Source organism: Siphonobacter sp. BAB-5405 (assembly GCF_002872335.1).
In the GTDB taxonomy this organism is placed as follows: domain Bacteria; phylum Bacteroidota; class Bacteroidia; order Cytophagales; family Spirosomataceae; genus Siphonobacter.
Genome location: NZ_NJAG01000042.1, coordinates 1 through 19,253, shown reverse-complemented (window position 1 = coordinate 19,253; position 19,253 = coordinate 1). Strand labels below are relative to the sequence as shown.

The 19,253-nt window shown below is 51.9% G+C and carries 12 protein-coding genes; 2 read left to right on the top strand and 10 right to left on the bottom strand.

The window, feature by feature from the left end; translation table 11 throughout:
- Positions 1-2 precede the first annotated feature (2 nt).
- A complete protein-coding gene (locus tag BWI97_RS21500) occupies positions 3-641 on the bottom strand; it encodes an SOS response-associated peptidase (RefSeq protein ID WP_102202751.1) in 639 nt (212 codons plus the stop codon).
- A 562-nt stretch (positions 642-1,203) separates the two neighbouring features.
- Here BWI97_RS21500 and BWI97_RS21495 point away from each other — a divergent pair.
- Positions 1,204-2,409 carry an ROK family protein gene (locus BWI97_RS21495; RefSeq protein WP_102202750.1) on the top strand — a complete coding sequence of 402 codons (1,206 nt, stop codon included), beginning with the start codon at positions 1,204-1,206 and terminating at the stop codon, positions 2,407-2,409.
- 84 nt (positions 2,410-2,493) lie between these two features.
- On the opposite strand, the gene BWI97_RS28965 is transcribed toward BWI97_RS21495, so the two are convergent.
- From BWI97_RS28965 to BWI97_RS21455, 9 genes are all read right to left on the bottom strand, one after another.
- Positions 2,494-4,674 (bottom strand): carbohydrate-binding protein, encoded by a 2,181-nt coding sequence (locus BWI97_RS28965; protein WP_255403154.1) that lies wholly within the window; start codon positions 4,672-4,674, stop codon positions 2,494-2,496.
- Positions 4,634-5,149 carry a sorbosone dehydrogenase family protein gene (locus tag BWI97_RS28960; RefSeq protein WP_255403153.1) on the bottom strand — a complete coding sequence of 172 codons (516 nt, stop codon included), beginning with the start codon at positions 5,147-5,149 and terminating at the stop codon, positions 4,634-4,636. The genes BWI97_RS28965 and BWI97_RS28960 overlap by 41 nt, the downstream gene beginning before the upstream one ends.
- Positions 5,150-5,164: 15 nt before the next feature.
- On the bottom strand, positions 5,165-6,976 hold the full coding sequence (locus BWI97_RS21485) for a beta-N-acetylhexosaminidase (protein WP_369826632.1): 1,812 nt from the start codon (positions 6,974-6,976) through the stop codon (positions 5,165-5,167).
- 18 nt (positions 6,977-6,994) lie between these two features.
- A complete protein-coding gene (locus tag BWI97_RS21480) occupies positions 6,995-8,716 on the bottom strand; it encodes an FAD-dependent oxidoreductase (protein ID WP_102202748.1) in 1,722 nt (573 codons plus the stop codon).
- A 158-nt stretch (positions 8,717-8,874) separates the two neighbouring features.
- A complete protein-coding gene (locus tag BWI97_RS21475; RefSeq protein WP_102202747.1) occupies positions 8,875-10,569 on the bottom strand; it encodes a RagB/SusD family nutrient uptake outer membrane protein in 1,695 nt (564 codons plus the stop codon).
- Between the two features lie 4 nt (positions 10,570-10,573).
- Positions 10,574-13,651: a TonB-dependent receptor gene (locus tag BWI97_RS21470; protein WP_102202746.1), complete on the bottom strand. Its 3,078-nt coding sequence runs from the start codon at positions 13,649-13,651 to the stop codon at positions 10,574-10,576.
- A gap of 43 nt (positions 13,652-13,694) precedes the next feature.
- The gene (locus BWI97_RS21465) at positions 13,695-15,275 is read right to left on the bottom strand and encodes a DUF4127 family protein (RefSeq protein ID WP_102202745.1); all 1,581 of its coding nucleotides are present in this window, start codon (positions 15,273-15,275) and stop codon (positions 13,695-13,697) included.
- Positions 15,276-15,293: 18 nt separating this feature from the next.
- Positions 15,294-16,523: a sugar MFS transporter gene (locus BWI97_RS21460; protein WP_102202744.1), complete on the bottom strand. Its 1,230-nt coding sequence runs from the start codon at positions 16,521-16,523 to the stop codon at positions 15,294-15,296.
- Positions 16,524-16,527: 4 nt separating this feature from the next.
- Positions 16,528-17,724 (bottom strand): AGE family epimerase/isomerase, encoded by a 1,197-nt coding sequence (locus tag BWI97_RS21455; protein ID WP_102202743.1) that lies wholly within the window; start codon positions 17,722-17,724, stop codon positions 16,528-16,530.
- Positions 17,725-18,306: 582 nt separating this feature from the next.
- Between BWI97_RS21455 and BWI97_RS21450 the strand changes: the two genes are divergently transcribed.
- A complete protein-coding gene (locus BWI97_RS21450; protein ID WP_102202742.1) occupies positions 18,307-19,095 on the top strand; it encodes a two-component regulator propeller domain-containing protein in 789 nt (262 codons plus the stop codon).
- The last annotated feature ends 158 nt before the right edge of the window (positions 19,096-19,253 follow it).

The window sequence follows — 19,253 nt, the reverse complement described above, 5'->3', positions numbered from 1 at the left end:
TATTACGCTCCAATTACCTCGCTCGCCATGAGTTGCTGTTCCAGGGGTTGCATGAACTGGTTCATCTCATTTCGCTTCAGATCCGGACGAATCCAGTCTTTTTCCAGGGCTGGATTCAGTACAAAAGGCATCCGCTTTTTAGTATTGTGGATGTACTCCATTAGCTCATTGGCGGGTGTCGTAATAATGGTAAACGTAGGAATTTCGGTACCCGTCTGCTCATTTTTCCAGTGACTGTACAAGCCACCCAGGGCAAAAAGAGGCGTATCCGGCAAGTGAATGAAGTACGGAATTTTAGTGGATCCCTGATGCCGCCACTCATAAAACCCTGAGACCAGTACCAGACAACGTTGCTGGACAGAACCTTTGAAACTGGGCTTTTCGTATAACGTTTCTGACTTGGCATTTAGAGTCATTCTAGCCAGCTCCGGGGCTTTGTCCGGCTTGGCCCAGCCCGGAATTAGTCCCCAGCGAAACAACTGAATCCGACCAGGATCTTCCTGCGTAATGATTGGCAGGTACGGCATGGCAAAGCCGTTGACTTTCTCCTGCGGTTCGTAGCCGTCCGTTTCCAGGGGGTCCGCCTGAAAACGATCCTGTAATTGCTGCATCGTAGCCTGAGCCTTCACATAGTAACACATAAGGATGAATCGTTTTCTGATTAGCGATTAAAATTCCTGGAAATCAGTGAAGTATACCAAATTAGATTTGTAATTGAATGAATAGTAAACCACAAACGCAGAATTTTGATTCAGTATTTTATTGTTTAACCAAAGGAACTTTGTGGTTGTAATCAAATCTTATCATATTTGGCCCCCGAAATACAACAAGGAGTAAAGAATGTCCCGCCAGGCATCCTTTGGGATATTTTAGGTGGCAGTCCCACTGCCCGATTCAACCCTAGCCTTCAGGCTAGGGTTTTTCGTTGGTTTTCGTCCCCAAAGCAGATCGTTTAAAACGGTTTAGTCACGATAAATTGAAGCAATCTTCCGCTTTCGTACGGCTTGGCGGAATGGATCAAAACATTCTGAATCTAAACTTCAGCAGCCTTAATAGTTATCCTTTTATGGGGTTTGGGACAGCGACAAATTCTGCGTACCTTGGTTTTGTTTTTATTTTTTAATCACCTTTGCCCGACTGCACAAAGGGCTCCACCAACGGCTTTATCCGGGTTGTTTCCTGTAACATCAGTCGCCTTTTGCAATGACCAAGGTAGTAAGCGAGACCCGAACTACGCATAAAAGTATCGATCCGAAACGAAGCATTCTGAGTTATTTTGCGAACGTCGGTAACGCCATCATTCCCGAATTAAGTAAAGAATTAGCCATCAGTATTCCCAAGGTGACTTCAACCGTCAATGAGCTGATTCAGGAAGGATTGATTCAGGATTACGGCAAAATTGATTCTACGGGTGGTCGTAAGCCCAATCTGTACGGAGTAGTTGCCGATTCCGCTTTTTTTATTGGCGTGGATGTCAAACATACGCACATCAACATTGGCCTGCTTGATTTGCAGAAAAACCTGCTGAAAGTAACCGAGAATTTGCCGTATACGCTCGACAATACCACCGAATCGCTGGATACGCTTTGTGAATTAATTACTGGTTTCATCGCGGGTTTAACGATTCCGAAAACCAAAATTCTGGGTATCGGAATCAATCTTTCCGGCCGGATTAATTACGCCACGGGTTACAGTTATAGCTTTTTCTTTTTCGAGGAACGACCGCTCAGCGAAATCATTGAGAAGAAAGTAGGGTACCGGGTCTTTCTGGAAAACGACTCCCGAGCCATGGCTTACGGTGAATTCTGCAATGGAATCGTAGAAAAAGAAAAAAATGTATTTTTTCTCAACCTGGATTTTGGCATCGGCGTAGGCATTCTCATTGATGGGCAGTTGTACTACGGGAAATCGGGTTACGCCGGGGAACTCGGTCACGTGCCCATTTTTGATAATGAACTCATTTGTCACTGCGGCAAGAAAGGCTGTCTGGAAACGGAAGCCTCCGGCTGGGCTTTGACGCGATTGTTTCAGGAAAAAATACGCGAAGGGTCTACTTCCGTTCTGACCCGTACGGGGCTACAGCCGGATCAGATTCAGATGCAGGACATTATTCAGGCGGCCAAAAACGACGACGTACTGGCCATCGAACTCATGGCTCAACTGGGCGAGAACATCGGGCGGGGCATTGCCTTTCTGATCAATGTCTTTAACCCGGAACTGATCATTCTTGGCGGCAGTCTGGCTACCACGCAGGATTACATCTACTTACCCATCAAAACGGCCATTAACAAATACTCCCTGAGTCTGGTCAACAATGATACGCAGGTGAAAATGTCGAAATTGGGCGAGCACGCGGGTATTGTAGGTGCCTGCCTACTGGTTCGCGACCGACTGCTTTCGTTGGTCTAGCTTATTCCATTGTTTGATACAGCATACTACGAAAAAAGCCAGCCCTCGGCAGAAGGCTGGCCTTTTTTCGTAGCCTAGCAACCATTAACGTTCCATCGACATCCAGTCGAGGTAAAAGAGCTCTTGCTTGGGAGCCGCTTCTGGATTTCTGAAAACCAGGTACAGATCGTGAAAGCCTTTGGCTGGCTGGATCGGCGTTTGTACTTCTTTCCATCCATTTACTACGTTAGCTTTCCCGGCTGGCAGTGTGACCCGACCGATTACAGGACCGCTTACCCCATCCTGCCGAATCTCCACCTGACCGCCCTCGCCGTAGGACAGGAACCGAAATTTGATCTGCCGAATGCCTACCAAATCCAGGTGATGAAAGGCCACATACGTCTGATCGTAAATCTTCCGGATGTACGATTGATAGCCATTGTTGGCCGTGGCGATGACGACGCCAACTGTACCCCGATCATTGTCTTCCAGCTGAAGCAATGGGTTACGCAAAACCAGATGTTCGCGACTCGTCAACGGTTCAATCCCGTGAGCACCCCGGTCAGTGTAACGAGCCAGCAGTACGTAGGCACCGTCCGAATTTTTGGCAGAATGCTGGTTGAGCGATAAGATACCCGACAGCGGTAAGGTCTTCGTTTGCTGAGTCAGCGAAAGAATATAGCGAACCATTTCCTGAGCATCGGCGATGGACAGATCGGGGTGCGGACTCATCGCGTACTTGCCCCAAACGCCGCTACCGCCCTTGATGACTTTCTGAGCCAGCCGATCAACGGCATCGTCCTTGTACTTCCCGGCAATGGCCTGCAAGTTTGGTCCGATGGAAGCCGTCGCCAGGGCATGGCAGGATTTGCAGTCGGAAGCCAGAAACAGTTTTTCGCCTTTCACCTGAGCGGTTGGAGTATGCGAATTTCCTGACAAAACGCTGGCCAGGTCCTTTCCGTAGTCCAGGTACGTAAACGAAAGCTTCGTCTGGGTCGGATCAATCTTCTGGTCTTCGCGGTCGGTGATCCGTACCTGATAGTTCAGTCGCGAATGATCCCAGTAAAAACTCCGGTTGCTCGTCGAAAGAATTTCAACCTTCGGCGGCGTATTACCTACCTTAATGGTAACCGCAGCCGTACCTTTTCCACCCTGCGAATCAATGGCCGTGAGCGTAACGGGATAGACGCCAGGCTTCTCGAAAGTCGGGGATACCTCCGTACCTTTCAGCGTTTGTTTGCCCACCTGCCACTCAAATGTGAGCTGATCACCGGGGTCGTAATCTTTGGAACGAGCCGCGGATAAATGTACCTTCAACGGAGCCGCTCCGTAGCGGTGATCCACCTGAATATCCGCCACGGGGTTGCGATTACCTTCCGCGTACTCGATGCGGTACAGACCCGCGTCGGCATTATTAGCAAACCAGTTGGTACCGTAAGCGAGTAAATAGATGGCTCCGTCCGCAGCTAGCTGCATGTCCATGGGAGCCACGACATTGAGTTGGGGTAGGAAGGGCTCCATCTTCACGTAGTTCCCCTGTTCGTCCAGCGTCACGGCCATAATCCAGCGGCGGATCCAGTCGTAAATGAAGAGTTTGCCGTTGTAGTACGCGGGTAAGCGATAACTGCCCTGCGGGTATTCGTCACGATAATACACCGGACCTGCCATGGCACTAGCTCCGCCTTTGCCGACCAAGGGCCAGCGTTTAGATGGACCTTTCCCGTACCAGATCATGGCGGGTTGAGCGGGCGGTAATTCTTTCACGCCCGTATTGTTGGGGGAACGATTCACCGGATGAGCTGGGTCCTGCTTGGGGCCTTCCTTTTTGGTAGCAAAGTCGTACTTCGGAAAAGCTTCGTTATTTCCCAGAAAGTAGGGATAACCAAAAAAGCCGGGTTTACGGGCCTGATTGATCTCGTCGTAACTCAGGGTTCCTTCCTCGGCGGGCACTTGGGTATCCGGTCCAACGTCCCCCCAGTAGACGAAGCCATTTTTGGGATCGACCGATACGCGGAAGGGATTTCGACAACCCATCACGTAAATTTCGGGCCGTCCTTTCGAGCCGTCTTTGGGAAAGAGATTGCCTTCAGGAATGGTATAGGTACCGTCGGCTTCGGGTTTGATCCGCAGAATCTTGCCCCGTAAATCATTACTATTCGCCGTGGAAGCCTGATCGTCGGAGAGTTCCCGACCGGGTCGTTCATCGGTAGGATTGTGCCCTTCGATTTCTTCCGCATTCGTATTGTCACCCGTGGACAGGTACAGCAAACCCTTGGAAAAAGTCACGTACCCCCGCCGAATGGCAGCAGTACTTCCGTTGCGTCGGAATTTCGAGCAATACTTTTTTGGAAGCCAGATCAAGCTGATCGCCCTTGAGTTCGAAGCGGGACAGGTGACTAATCCATTTTTCGCCGCCCACGCCGTAATACAGATAGAGCCAGTGATTGCGTTCAAAATCCGGGTCGGCCGCTACGCCGAGTAATCCGTCTTCAATCCCGCTGAATACGTTCAGATTGGCAATGGTTTTCAGTTGCTTTTCCTGGGCATCGTACAGGCGTACGCCGCCCTTGCGTTCGGCAATGACCACGTTCCGGTTGGGGAGCAAGGCCATGCCCATGGGTTCGTCCAGTCCCTGTACCAGTGGCATGACGGTAAACCGACTGCTATCCGGCGGCGTGTCCGATTCGCTATGATGGTACGGTCGAAAAGAAAGCGTACTCGCCAGAGCAGCTAATCCGAGAATAATCGTTGCTGTTTTCATACCAATCAACCCCGTTTATTGAGCCCGTTTTTCCATGTCGGCAGTCGTCAGTTCCAACATCCGGCCGATGGGTTTACCCTTGGCGTAAGCCACCACTTTCACGCGGTCGGCTCCTTTGGGCATCAGAAACGGTTGCGTGTATTTCGGAAAATGACGATCAGGAATGGTATTGTCCGTCGAGTAGTACAATTCCACATCCGGTAATTCATGATCGAGTACCAGTTCCATCAAGCCGGTCGGATGCTTTTTCACCGACGTAACGATCGGATTGTACATACTGCGGGAATAATTGACATCCTGCACGTCCAGCCGCTTGAAGTGACTTTCCACCCGATGGACAAAATCAGGCCAGTTTCGCTGATTTTTCGGCGACCAGAGTACTTCGGCAATGGCAAAAGCTCGTGGCCAGGTCATGTATTCGACGTGCCGTTCGTTGGGTACGGATTCGGTCCACAAATTACCCTGACCACCCAGTACCAGCTCAGCCTTTATACTGTCGGGAAGAGGTTCAAATGCATAGCTTTTGCTCAGTCGGCACATGCCGTAGGTACTGGGTTCCGCACTCGGATCACCCTGGTACAGATCGAGGTAGCAAAACTGGTGCGGCGTCATAATCACCGGGTGACCCTGCCGGGCGGCTTCGATACCGCCTTTCAGGCCGTGCCAACTCATCACCGTGGCGTCGGGAGCGAGTCCGCCTTCCAGGATTTCATCCCAACCAATGAGTTTTTTACCCTTCGACTGAACGATTTTTTCAACGCGTTTGATGAAGTAACTCTGCAACTCCTCAACGTTCTTAATCCCCTGTTTTTTCATCAACGTCCGGCATTCGTCGCATTTCTCCCAAAAGCCCTTATAAGCTTCGTCACCCCCCACGTGGATGTACGGACCGGGGAATAATTCAGCAATTTCGGTAAAGACCTGATCGATGAACAGATACGTGCTGTCCCGGCAAGGGTTGAGCGTATTGTCTTTCACTTTGTAAAGCTTCCCGTTCGGCGGTACCTCGGTAGGTAGCTGCCCGCAGGTCAGTTGCGGATACGCCGCAATCGCCGACATGATGTGGCCGGGCATATCGATTTCGGGAACGACGGTGATATGTCGCTGCTGGGCGTAGGCCACTACTTCGCGAATGTCGTCCTGCGTATAGAAGCCCCCGTAGGAAGGTACTTCGCCCGGCTGGGTATTCTCCAGATCCCACCAGCGACCTGTCCGGGGTACCCGCCAGGCTCCCACCTGCGTCAGTTTCGGTAGTCGGTTGATCTGTACCCGCCAGCCCTGGTCATCCGTTAAGTGCCAGTGGAAGACGTTGAATTTATACCGGGCCATCTGATCGATGTACCGTTTGACAAAGGCCTTATCGTAAAAATGCCGACTGACATCCAGCATCAGTCCCCGCCAGCCAAAACGCGGCTGATCCCGAACGTGTACCGCCGGAATCGTCTGAGGCAACGCCGTTTTTCCTTCGGGTAACAATTGCCGAAGGGTTTGAATGCCGTAGAAAATACCAGCGGCTTTGGGAGCCGTGAGCGTAATGCCTTTGGACGTTACCCGCAGGTCGTAGCCTTCCGAACCCAAATCGGCCGCCGGAGCGAGCGAAACGGTAATCGTGGAGGTAGCGGAGCTACCCTTTGGTAGCTGCGGCAACTGCTCGGCGATCATCCGGCGAAGCTCCGGAGTGTTTACGATCAATCGCGTTTGAGTGGTAAGCGTAAAGGTACCCGTGCCCGCTTCCAGTGTTTGGGGAGCCGGAATCAGGGCGGGCAGCTGGGCCGAGGCAACGGTCGTCACCAGGGCCAGAGCCAGTACTTTATAAAATCGATTCATTCCCATACAACTAAGCGATTAAGCCGAAGGCCACTGCGTTTCAATACCCTGACTACGAACCATTTTCTGAAATTCTTCCCGCAGATTGAGTTTTTCATGGACGGCTTTCGGCGTTACCTTCTTCTGTTGGGCATAGGCCACCAGCATGCCCACGGCTTCGCCAATGCTCCATTCAACCGGATGCAGGCGGTAACAGCCGTTGGTAATATGCGTTGTACCGATGTTCTTATTGGCCGGAAGCAGGTTTTGGACCCGTTGCGGAATCAGAGCCCCCAACGGAATCTGGAAGGGTAGTGAGCCGAAATCGATGTAATTATTGCCCGCCGTACTCGGGTGCAGGTCGATGTGGTAATAGCCCACACCCACGCTATCCGCAAACGGAGCGGCGGTGTTACCGGTTTTCTTCCCGGTAATCATTGCCCGGTTGTCGGCTCCGACGTGTTCTTCCAGAATGGTAAACAGGGCCTTGATTCGTCGGGACTCGCGGATGTAGGGGTATTTCGCCAGTCCGTCTTCCGTACCCATAATGTCCGGACGCAGTCGCAGACCCGCCCAACCCTGTCCGCCGTCGGGACGGGGAGCCTCGGTTTGCAGCCAGTACAGTAGGGACAGACTCAGTTGTTTGGCCCGATCGACGTGGTGTTTAAAATCTTTCTCGCTTGCTCCGATCAGGTTTCCCAGCGTGTAATCGTTCTGCGGCCAGTTGACGATGGAAATATCACCCGCGAAGGTACCGGGTTTAAAATTCGCTTTACTGAGGATGCGACGGTAATTCCAGAGGTTCAGTTTATCGCCCGTGGCTACGCCTTCGGGATTAAAACCGAGGGCTTTGGGCTCCAGCGTTTTGGGGTTGGAATACTGAAGATCCAGCAACCGTCCCGACCAGGCGGGCGTCAGTTTTGGCGTCAGGTTTCGCCAGAAGTTATATTCTTTCGGTTTGTCGATGATGTGCGTTTCGCCGGGCAGATAATCCATCGCCATACACATCGTAAAGGCCTGTACGTTGTTCGGATCGGCTTTTTCCGGGGCGTGCAGTTCGCGAGTTTGCTGGCGGGATTCAGCCCCGGTAACAAATTCCGTTTTCGTGAGCGGTAACAAATCACCCAATTCCGTGGCATCTACGAAATACGGAGCTTCGAGTACCAGCTCTTTTCCACTCCGCAGACTGCGGGCTTTCAGTGCTTTTACCTGATCGCCGGTTACATCCGCCGCTACGATTTTATGTTCGAGTAGCAGGACCAGTTGCCGTGAACTCTGGTACGGAGCCAGCATTTGCAGCAAAACCGCCAAGGCCACTTTGGGTTCGTGACAAAGTTTGGAAACGGTACCGTCACCGGGGTTCAGATGCGTCCGAGTGCGGGCAGCGTCCGTAAGCGGGTAATAGGTCTGGTAGTACTGGCGAACGGCCGTACGGAAATCGCGATAAAGCCGCGTGGCTCCGTGCGTTTCAATCCAGGGGTGCTCATCGGGGGGGACGCCCTGTTGGGTAATCTGCCCACCGATCCAGTCGGTCTCCTCGGTCAGTACCACCTTCAGGCCATTGCGAAGAGCGGATAAAGCTGCGGCACAACCGCCGAGGCCGCCCCCCGCCACAATGACGTCGGCGGATCGGTGGTCAGCGGCTGTAGTAGCCAAGGAAGATTCCGTACTTGCGGCGTACGAAGAAAACGACAGAAAGGAGGTCGAAAAAAGACCTCCGCTCGTCAGGGATACGCGTTCAATGAAATGACGTCGATTCATAAGCATTCTTCGGTTATTCCGAAGCGTGTAAATGGAAAAGCAGTCGCTGCTTATTGGGTACTTGAAAATAGATACTGGAAATTAAGGTTGGGTCGAACGTTTCATCTTCATGGAATCTTCCCGAAAAGTTGAACCTTTCGGGAAGAGATACGAGGGCTTTACCAGCCCGAATTTTGCGTCAGTTGTTTATTAATGTCGCGTTCCGATTGGGGTATGGGCAGCAATTCCAGTCGTGGGTACCAGTAGCGAATTTCCCGAACCAGTCGCTGACTTTCGCTCGTAGTATAGACCGGAATGTTGTTCAGATCATGGACGGCACTCGTTTTGAACGTCGGTGGGGCGGGAGCGACGGCCGGATCTTTGGCCGCTCCCATTACCTTTTGCGGCATGACCACTTCGGCAATACCCCAGCGACGAATGTCAAACCAGCGGAAGCCTTCCATGGCCAGTTCAGCCACGCGTTCGCGACGAACGAGCTGACGTAACTTGTTTTGATCCCCCTGAATGGCGGCATCCACCGCCGGCTGACCCGCCCGGCGACGTACCTGATTCAGAGCCGTAACTACCGAAGCATCCAGTTGATTAAGTTCAATTTTGGCTTCAGCGTACATCAGCAGAATTTCGGCGTATCGCATCAGAATAAAGCCTACGCGGGATTGAAACGCGTTCTCCTGCGTGAGGGTGTACTTGGTATGCAGTAAACCTACACCACTTTTGGCCGGACCAAAGGCATTGTCAAAATCGGCGTTGGTCCGCGAAATCCAGCTACCGTCGGCATTGCGGAAAGATGTGGTGTTTTTGTAAATGGTGTACACCAGGGTCTGCTGATTCATGCTGATGGTATCTCCGGGAATGGCTACCGTGTACTTCAGTCGCATGTCCCGATTTTTGCTCGGCTGAGCCGGATCGTACAGGGGCGACTCGTCAATGCGTTTGCCATCCTTCGCTTCGAACATATCCACCAGTCGTTGCTGCGGAAAGCGACCCGACTGCCCACCAGCGGCCCGGGAAATACTGCCCAGTGGTACGTAATTAACCGAGTTGGCATCCGCATCCGAATACAAAATCTGGAACATGATTTCCTTTCCGGCATTGGCCGTCTGACCCGTACGGGTAAACAGATTAGCAAAGCTAGGATTCAAACTCAGTCCTGCACCGTCGATAATTTGTTTGGAAGCCTCGGCGGCGACCGCATACTCTTTGTTGAACAGAGCGGTACGGGCCTTATACCCCAGAGCTACAGCCTTCGTGACGCGGCCCTGATCGCTCGTTGTCCAGGGAAGTACGGCAATCGCGGCATCGAGTTCCTGGTAAATGAACTTGAGCACATCGGCTCGTGGAGTCCGCGTTTGCGTATAAAACTCTGAAGGTTCCAGCGGCTTCGTAATCAGGGGAACGTCACCGAATAGAAAAACCAAATGGTAATAGGCGTAGGCCCGAAGTACGCGGGCTTCGGCCTGAATCTGGTTGAACGTTGCCGCCGATACACTGCTTTTACCGGTTTCCATGCCTGAAATCAATGTGTTGGCTCGCTGAACGGTGGTATAGGCGAACGTCCAAAGGGATTTGGCGTGGGCGTTGTACACGTCAATGTTGCCCTCGCCCAGATCCACACCCCGCAGTAGGGCAAGGTCCGTCCAGCCGTCCATCATCGACTGGTAGGCCGTATTGCCCGTATTCCAGTACGCCGATCGGTACACGGCATTCAGGGCCCCGTTCATCTCGGTTTGATTGTTGAAAAACTGGCCCGTCGCCGGAGCGTCCAGCGGCACCTGGCTCAGGTACTCTTTACAGCCCGAAAGCAGCGTAAGCGACAGGCTGAGTCCTAGTATCGAAAGAAAACGAAAGTTCATGTCGTTAGAAATTGATGTTTAAACCAGCCGTGTAGGTACGCATGATGGGGTAAAACTCGCCGCCCGTATCGCGTTGCTCGGGGTCAAAACCGGGGAAGAATTTCGTCCAGGTTACTAAATTCTGACCACTCAGGTACAGCCGAACCGACTTGATTTTAGCCTTCGTCGTCAGTGCCGTGGGCAGCGTATAACCGACAACCAGGTTCTTGAGTCGCAGGTACGACGCCGATCGTACCCAGAAGGAAGAGGCCACGTAGTTATTGGGAATACTGTTGACCGTCAGACGGGGATAGGCCGCGTCGGTGTTTTCGGGTGACCAGTAATCTTTCTGGTACTCAAACATGGTTCCTTGGAAATTCGAGGAGTAGAAAGGCTGGGCCGCCGTTCCCGACAGGTAGTTGTCTTTTTTACCCACGCCCTGGAAGAAAGCCGTAAAGTCAAAGCCTTTGTACTGAGCCGCCAGGTTTATGCTGTACTCGTAGCGGGGGAAATAGTTGCCGAGAATGGTACGGTCGTAACTGTCGATTTTGTTGTCAGGAACGCCATTCGGACCGCTGATGTCCCGGTAACGAATATCACCCGCGGCCGAGTTGCCGTACTGGAAGGGAGCCGCTTTTACTTCGTCCGTACTCTGGAAAAGCCCATCGGCAATATAGCCGTAGTACGAATCCAGCGGGTATCCTTCCTGTTGAATTGTCGCTCCGTTGATGATGGGCGTACCGCCGTTTTTCAGGAGTTTATTGCGAACGTCGGAAGCATTGACTTGTACCTGGTAGCTGAAATCGCGGATTTTATCCCGCCAGCCCAAACCAAGTTCCCAACCCGTATTCCGCATGGAACCCGAGTTAACGAAGGGAGCCGTGAGGCCCACGTAGGCGGGGATGGGGACGAGCTGAAGCATATCCACAATATCCCGCTGGAAGAAATCCGCCGTCACGTTCAGACGGTTTTTGAGTAAGGCAAAATCGCCGCCAATGTCCAGAATCCGGGAGGTTTCCCAGCGAATGTTCGGGTTGGCGGCCGTCGTCAGGGCGTAACCGGGATTGACGATGTTGTTGAAATAATAGTTATACGCCGTTCCCGCATTGAAGAGGGAGTAGGTGGGGTAGTAATCCGACTCGCCCCCGCGAATCAGGTTCTGATTACCCAGCGAACCGTAGGAAGCCCGGATTTTCGCTTCACTCACGACTGATTGGAGCGGTTGCCAAAACGACTCCTGCGAAATCCGCCAGCCACCCGATACGGAGGGGAATAGTTGCCACCAGTTGTTTTGACGGAAACGCGAGGACGCATCCCAACGGCCATTCACTTCCAGCAGATACTTATCATTATACGTATAATTTAACCGACCATAAATCGAAACCATTGAAAAGCGGTTTTCACCCCCGCTGAGCGTCTGGCCTAACTGATCGCCGCTGTCGAGGTACGGACGGTCCGGCGAGAGCAGATTCTGACGATACGTATTGATGAAAGACGTTTTGAAATCTTCCGTACTAAAACCGCCCAGTACGGTAAAGGCGTGTTTCCCCACCGTTTTGTTGTACGTCGCCTGCGTCCGGAACAGGTTTTGAGTATTCTGTGAAATCCGGTCCGACAGCGAGTTCAGAGCGGGCCAGGGGCGTTGGTAAATCAGCGTATTGTTGGCTACGTCAGCCGAGTAGATCCGGTACTGATTGGTAAACTGCCGTCCGCGGTTGGTGTAATAATTGGAGCTGTAGGTCGCCAGTAATTCCAGTCCTTCGATGGGCGTATACGTCAGCGTTCCCTTGATGATCCGCGAGTCAGTCAGGCTACGGTTGAACCCCCCATCCCGGGCCTGAGCCGCGGGGTTGGCATTCGACCAGCCTTCGCCCCATTCACCCGTATCAAACTGACCCGGCGTAATGGCCGGGAAACCCAGCATCTCGCGGATGATGTACTGCGGCGTACCCTGTCCCGGCCAGAGGCGGTTGGAGTTGTTGAGTACCAGATCCACTGAAGCGGAAAGTTTCTTGCTAATCGTAATGTCGGTATTGAACCGTAAGTCCAGACGCTTGTAATTCGTATTGGCCGTTAAACCGTTCTGGTCCAGGAAACTACCCGACGCAAACGCCTTCACCCGATCACCCCCAATGGACAGGTTCAAACTGTGGTTCTGCATGATGCCCGAATTGGTCAGTACCAGCTTTTTCCAGTCGGTATTGAACAGCGTTTTGTTATCGGGGCCATTCGTCCGGTAGGCTTCAATTTGCTGAGTAAACGCGGCGGGTAACCCACTGTTGGCCTGAGCTACGTCCCAGTATAGCATGTGTTCCAGAGCATTTACTTTCTGGGGAAGATCGGTCGGTTCCTGCTTCAATACGTAGGCGTTGTAACTGACATTTACGCCTTTGGCTCCGCGTTTGGTGGTTACCAGTACGACGCCGTTCGCCGCCCGTGAACCGTATACCGCCGCTGCCGCCGCATCTTTCAAAATGGAAATACTGGCAATGTTGTTGGGATCGATGGCGTCGAGGCTCATTTCTACGTTATCCACCAGAATCAGCGGATTTTGTCCGGCGTTGATCGAACCAATTCCGCGAATCCGAATGGTACCCGCATCGCCCCCCGGAGCACCGGATTGCTGGGTGATGGTTACGCCCGGAGCAGCTCCTTGTAAGGCCAGTGACGTAGAACCGACTTGACGACTGGTCAGGGTTTTACTTTCGATGACGGCCACCGAACCCGTCAGGTTTACTTTCTTCTGGGTGCCGTAACCGACCACCACGACTTCATTCAGTTTCGTGGATTCTTCGCTGAGGGCAACATTGTATTCACCGGCTCCCGAAAAGGGTACTTCCTTGCTGGTCGTACCCAGAAAAGAGAAAACCAGCGTTCCGGCCGTAGTGGGAGCTTTTAACGTATACAAACCATCGACATTGGTTGTCGTGCCGGTCGTTGTATTTTTAATCATGACCGTAACTCCCGGTAAAACCGACCCGTTTTCATCGGTGACTTTACCCCGTAACACCGGGTTTTGGGCGAAAACGAACAGGGGCAGCGTCAAAAGCAAAGGCAGTAGCCAGCCCAGACGCCTGTGCAGCGTACGTACGTGTGGCATCATGAAATCAAGGAGTAAGAAAAGATAGAGGTGTTAATTCAGGGGGTTAAGGTTTCACGGCTTTGCAGGTGAGGTCGAAATCAATCAGGGCCTCAAACGTCCGGTTCCAGGGCAAATGGAATTGGAGCGGCGATGGCGTTAGGCACTGGTACTGCGGCGGAATAGAGGCCTGATACGCGGGCCAAAGCTGGGTAAAAAATGCCTGTAGCTGTTCCTGGCAACGCGTTTCCATGGCCTGATTACGCTTTTCATCGAGCAACGTGGCACTCATACCCGCCTGACCAAAAGCGGCGTTGGCTTCGCGGCGTACTTTCGTATGAAAATAGTAATCGTCGAGTAAGCGATGCAGAAGAAACCACTGTTGAGCCGTGTAAATGGACGACGCAAGGCCGGGTTTGGACAGCAGCTTTTGGGAAGCTACGGTATAAATCGTACCCTGCGGCAGAGCGGTACCGATGGTGTTACCTGCCGTATTCCAGGAGGCATAGCCGCTAAGTTTACCCAGCAACTGACGTTTTTCGAGAGCTTTCGTAAATGTTGAATCGCCCCCCTGTACATCGCCCCGGGGGTCGATGTCGGCTACGATGACGGCTTTTCCCGCTTCGAGCAGGGAAGCAATTTCATCGACTGAAGATTCCGCCCGATCCGCTTCGTGCCGGGAAGCGTATACGTAGAAAAAGACATCGGCCGTATTATCTGGTACTTCCTGGGCTCCGGCAGCCAGAATCTGTTCGCTCACCGTTTGATACAAGGGACGATCTTCGAAGGGCATCGTCGTGCCCCGCGTACTTTCGGAAGAATAAAGGGCCCTGACTTTGGGGGCAAATCCAAAGTGGCGGATCAGGGCCCGACTCAACAACAACATCGAAACTTCGTCGGTACCCGCCTGGAGAGCTACCCGGCTGGTTAACTTTTCTTTTTTAATCTCCTGGAGTAAGGTTTCGTGATCGCTGCGGTGGACACCCTGTGGTTTCGCATCGTCCTGGGTTAGTAACAGGTAATCGATGATGCCTTGTTTGGTTAAGGCAATGGCCCGCTGATTGATCCGCAGGTTGCGGGTACGGGCTTCTTTATAATCCTGAAGCTCGGCCGCCGGAATTTCTTTTTCAAGCTGCCGGGCTTCGGCCTGATGAGCAGGATACGGAGAAATTTCGGCCCAGCGGGCTATTTTTTGTCGATACGCGGCATTCTGAGGCGTAGCGGAGGGAGCCAGTCGCATCACCACGCTCTGGGCGTAAACCGGAAGTTTGGGAGCTTTTTTTCGAATCCGGTTCAGTACTTCCAGGCGTTGCAGGGCCAGCGGAGCGGCTACCTGATGGACCCGCGAGCCAACGAGTCCGCCGTACGCCAGCATGTCCAGACAGACGATGGCGGCATCGAACGAACGTAAATCCTGTTTTTCAACCCAGGCCGCAATGGCCTCGCTCTGACCCGGCGTGGTAAACTGGCCCAGTAATTCCTGGGGAGGAGCAATCACCTCGGCATATCCGATCAATCCCATCCGAACCGTAAATTGCAAACAGGGCGGTCGGTCATCTAATGGAATCAGCAGAATACGGGCGGCTCGGACCTGAGCCATCGCGTGACTACTGATGAATAAGAGTAGAAGAATGAGTAATCGGTTCATGCCTTGGTGTTGCTAAGATTAAGAGGCTAAGGAGGACTTGTGCCCGTTGAGGCCAAAGAAAACCAGGTACGCGTAACAGAGAATGGGCAGCAGAAAAGCAATCGGCCAGGTGTAATGGTCGATGAGCAGACCCTGACCGTAGGAAACAATGGCTCCTCCCGCAATGGCCGTAGACAGCAGTCCGGAAGCCTGCGTCGTGTACGATCCCAGTCCCTGCACCGCCAGCGAGAAAATGATGGCGAACATGATGGAGTTACAAAGCCCCACGGCAATCATACTCCAGACTGCCACGTATCCCGTTGCGTTGATGGAAAAGCCAATCAGTACAATCGCTAGTCCGGCACAGGTAGCCAGCGTAGCGGAAGCTTTCAGGAATTTCAATAAGTAAGCTCCCAGAAAACGACCCACCAGCATACTACCCCAGTACAGCGAAACGTAGCCATTAGCTTCATTTTCTGTAATATGAACGGTATCAGTAATGTAGTTCGTCAGAAAGGTACCGACCGACACTTCCGCTCCCACGTAGCAGAAGATACCCAGAATACCGAACCGCAGATTCCGAAACGAAAATACACTCCGGCCCTGGGTCTGGCTTTTTTCTTCCGCCTGAACTTGAATATCCGGTAAATGTAAGCGACTTACAGTCAGTGCGATTATTGCTAAGAGGGCCGCAATGCCCAGATAGGGATACTGCACGGCATCGCTCGAAGCCTCCTGCAAGGGAGCCAGAATAAAGGCGGCTCCAAACAGCGGAGCCAGCGTCGTACCGAGCGAACCTACGCCCTGAATGAGCGTCAGCCGGGAAGACGCCGTTTCAGCAGGTCCCAGTACGGTGATGTAGGGATTGGCCGCTACCTGCAACAGCACGATGCCGATGGCAATCACAAACAGGGCTCCCAGAAACAGCGTGTACTCGTGCAGCAGGGAAGCCGGAAGAAACAACAAGGCACCCGCCCCCGCTACGGCAAATCCCAGTACCATCCCTTTCTTGTAGCCTACTTTTTCCACGAGACGACCCGCCGGAATCGACATGATGCCGTAGGTAAGAAAAAAGTAGAACTGCACCAGCGACGACTGCGAGTAACTGAGCTGAAAACCTTTCTTGAAAAAAGGCACCAGCGTATCGTTCAGACAGGTAATAAAACCCATCATGAAGTACAGCACAGCCAGCGACACCAGGGCGGGGCGGTAGGAGGTTTGAGCGTCCGTTTCCGGTACGCGTACCGATTGCAGGGGAATGTGAGCCATTGGTTTAGTCTTGTAAAAGCGGCGTAGCGGACTGTTTCTGAGCAATTGCTTCCAGCGTTTTCCAGCATTGGTACAAGCCCCGAGGAATGTGGAAGCAGCCTTTCCATTTGCCACCTTTCAGTGGCAAAAGTACGTCTCCCTGCCGATTCAAATACCCGAACCATTCGCCGTGAGCGGGATCGGGGAAATGCGACCAGGTGTAGGCGTGTACTTTTTCAAACCATTCCCAGCAGCGTTCATCGCCCGTGTGCAGGTAGCCTTTCAGTAAACTGATGAGCGTTTCGATGTGTACCCACCAGAGTTTCTGATCCCATTCAAGCTGCAAAGGCGGCTGACCTTTTACGTCCAGGAAGTAGAAAATACCCCCGTACTGCTGATCCCATCCGTATTCCAGTAACGAAAGCGTCAGGTCGGTAGCTTTTCGAATCAGGGCCTGATCGCCCCGCCGCTCGGCCAGATCCATAATGAACCACATCGATTCCAGACCGTGACCGGGATTGATCAGACGACCTTCAAAACTATCCGAAAAATCACCTTCGAGTGTAATGTTTTCCAAAATCAGACCCAGCTCGGGGCGATAGAATTCTTCCATCACGGCGTGGATACCCGCGTCAATGGTCTCTTCCAGTACCGATGGTTCAATCAGATGCTCCAGTTGCAGCACCAGATTGGTAAGAATCATAGGTAAGGCAAAGTTTTTCAATGGCCGCGTACCCGGGAAAGCCTTGGTGTAGAGTCCCTTCGGATTGGACTGTCGCCGCAAAATGTTGGCGAACGTTTCCTGAGCGATAGTAGCGTATTCGGCGTTACCAGTGGCCAGGTGCAATTGCCCAAAAGCCATAGCGGCGAAGCAATCCGAGAAGATATTGTAGGGTTGAATAAGGGGATTACCCTGCTGAGTTAGTGAAAAATACCAGTTTCCGTCTTCATCACGCCCATGCTTTTTCAGGAACTCGGCTCCCTGAATGGCAAAGTCCAGCCATTCCTGTTTTTGCTCTACCTGATTGTAGAGCATGGCAAAACACCACACCTGGCGGCCCTGAAGCCAAACGAATTTGTCGGTATCAAAAACGGCTCCTTTCGTATCAAGACAGGTGAAATACCCCCCATACGTTTCATCACCCGACTTCTCGAGCCAGAACGGAATAACACTCGTTAGTAGTTCATCTTGGTACAGTTGCTGGTATTGCGATGGCTTCATGTAATAGCTTGCTTAAGTAAAAGCTTAATCTTAGTCTGATTAAGTATGTTTAATAAACTTAATAAATAAAATTATTAAGTATGGTGTAAAAGAACAATGAATAAATTAACTAAGCAAGGAAAAATAAAATATTATTTTAAATCAGGTAGCACGATGGAATGGTAGGGGAATGGATAAATCGCCATAGTTCGTTTTACAAAAGCGGATTGAAGCAGAATTTTATACGGAGTGAAGAGGCATAGAAAAACCGCATTTCCGGGAGGAAATGAGTAGAGAAGTCGAATCGTTGAAGTGCATTAACGGATTAAACACCCTTTGCAACCTGCGGTGGGAGGATTGACCCATCTCCCACAGATGAGTTTCGTTTCAGGCGACACTTTTACGCTGTTATACCCAAACGCAGTCGTTCGTGAGATCCAGAAATTTTAAAACCTTGCTGATTCTTTTTCTTAGTTATGCCGGAGTGGTTGGTCTGCTAATTTATTTGTTAAAAATGTTTTTATAAACTTTTCGCTAAAAATTAAGAGTATAGTAAGAAATAAGGTGCCTTATTAGAGGTGTCAAAAGCTTACTAACACTCGCATGAAAAGTCTTCTACCACTGCTGGCGTTTATAATCGGAATTACCGTTAGTACGGCTCAGCCCCGGCTTTCCATCAGTCCCGAGAAAGCTTTGCAGGAAGACCTCATGTTTAAACGTTATGGAAGTACCGACGGCCTGCCTGATAACCGGGTACGGTCGTTTTTCCAGGATCGAAAAGGGTTTCTCTGGATCGGTACCATGAATGGACTGGCTCAGTACGATGGCTATCGTTTCCGGAAATTCTACAAAAACAAGGATGCGATCGCCGGAAACTGGATTTATGACATCTGCGAGGATAGCCAGGGACGGCTCTGGATCGGTACTCGCGAAGGACTGAGCCGCTTCGATCCGCGTACGGAAACCTTTCAGAATTTCCGGAATGATCCTAAAGACTCGACGTCGCTTTTTTGCAATCAGATTAATGCTTTACTGGTCGATTCGCAGGATCGGGTGTGGATAGGTACGCCACAAGGACTGGCCGTATGGAACCCGAAAACGCAGCAGTTCCGAACGCTTCGAACCGAGCCGCTGAACCGTCCCATTCGAAAAATGATCCGCTCGCAGGGCGATTACCTCTGGATGGCCACCGCCGAAGGGCCGGTTCGCTACCACGCCTCCAGCGGAATGTACACCTTTTATCCCCTGAATGTAAAACCCAACGCCTACGGCGATCATTACTGGTCGTTGCTGGAAGATCAGCGGCATTTGTATCTGGCCACGGGTGGCGATGGCCTCTGGCGACCTTTACGATTGGTGGAAACCTGTCGTATTCCCGCCGGAAATTCCTGAGTTCGTACAAACCCCGCTGGAACAATTCCTGGGATTATTACCGCAATTCAGGTGAAAACCGCTGGAATGACCTGTACTGGGGGTATCACGTCATCGGTCAGTTTGAATCACTGAATCAGATTGCCGAATACGGCGTGAACATCGACGGTCAGGGCAAC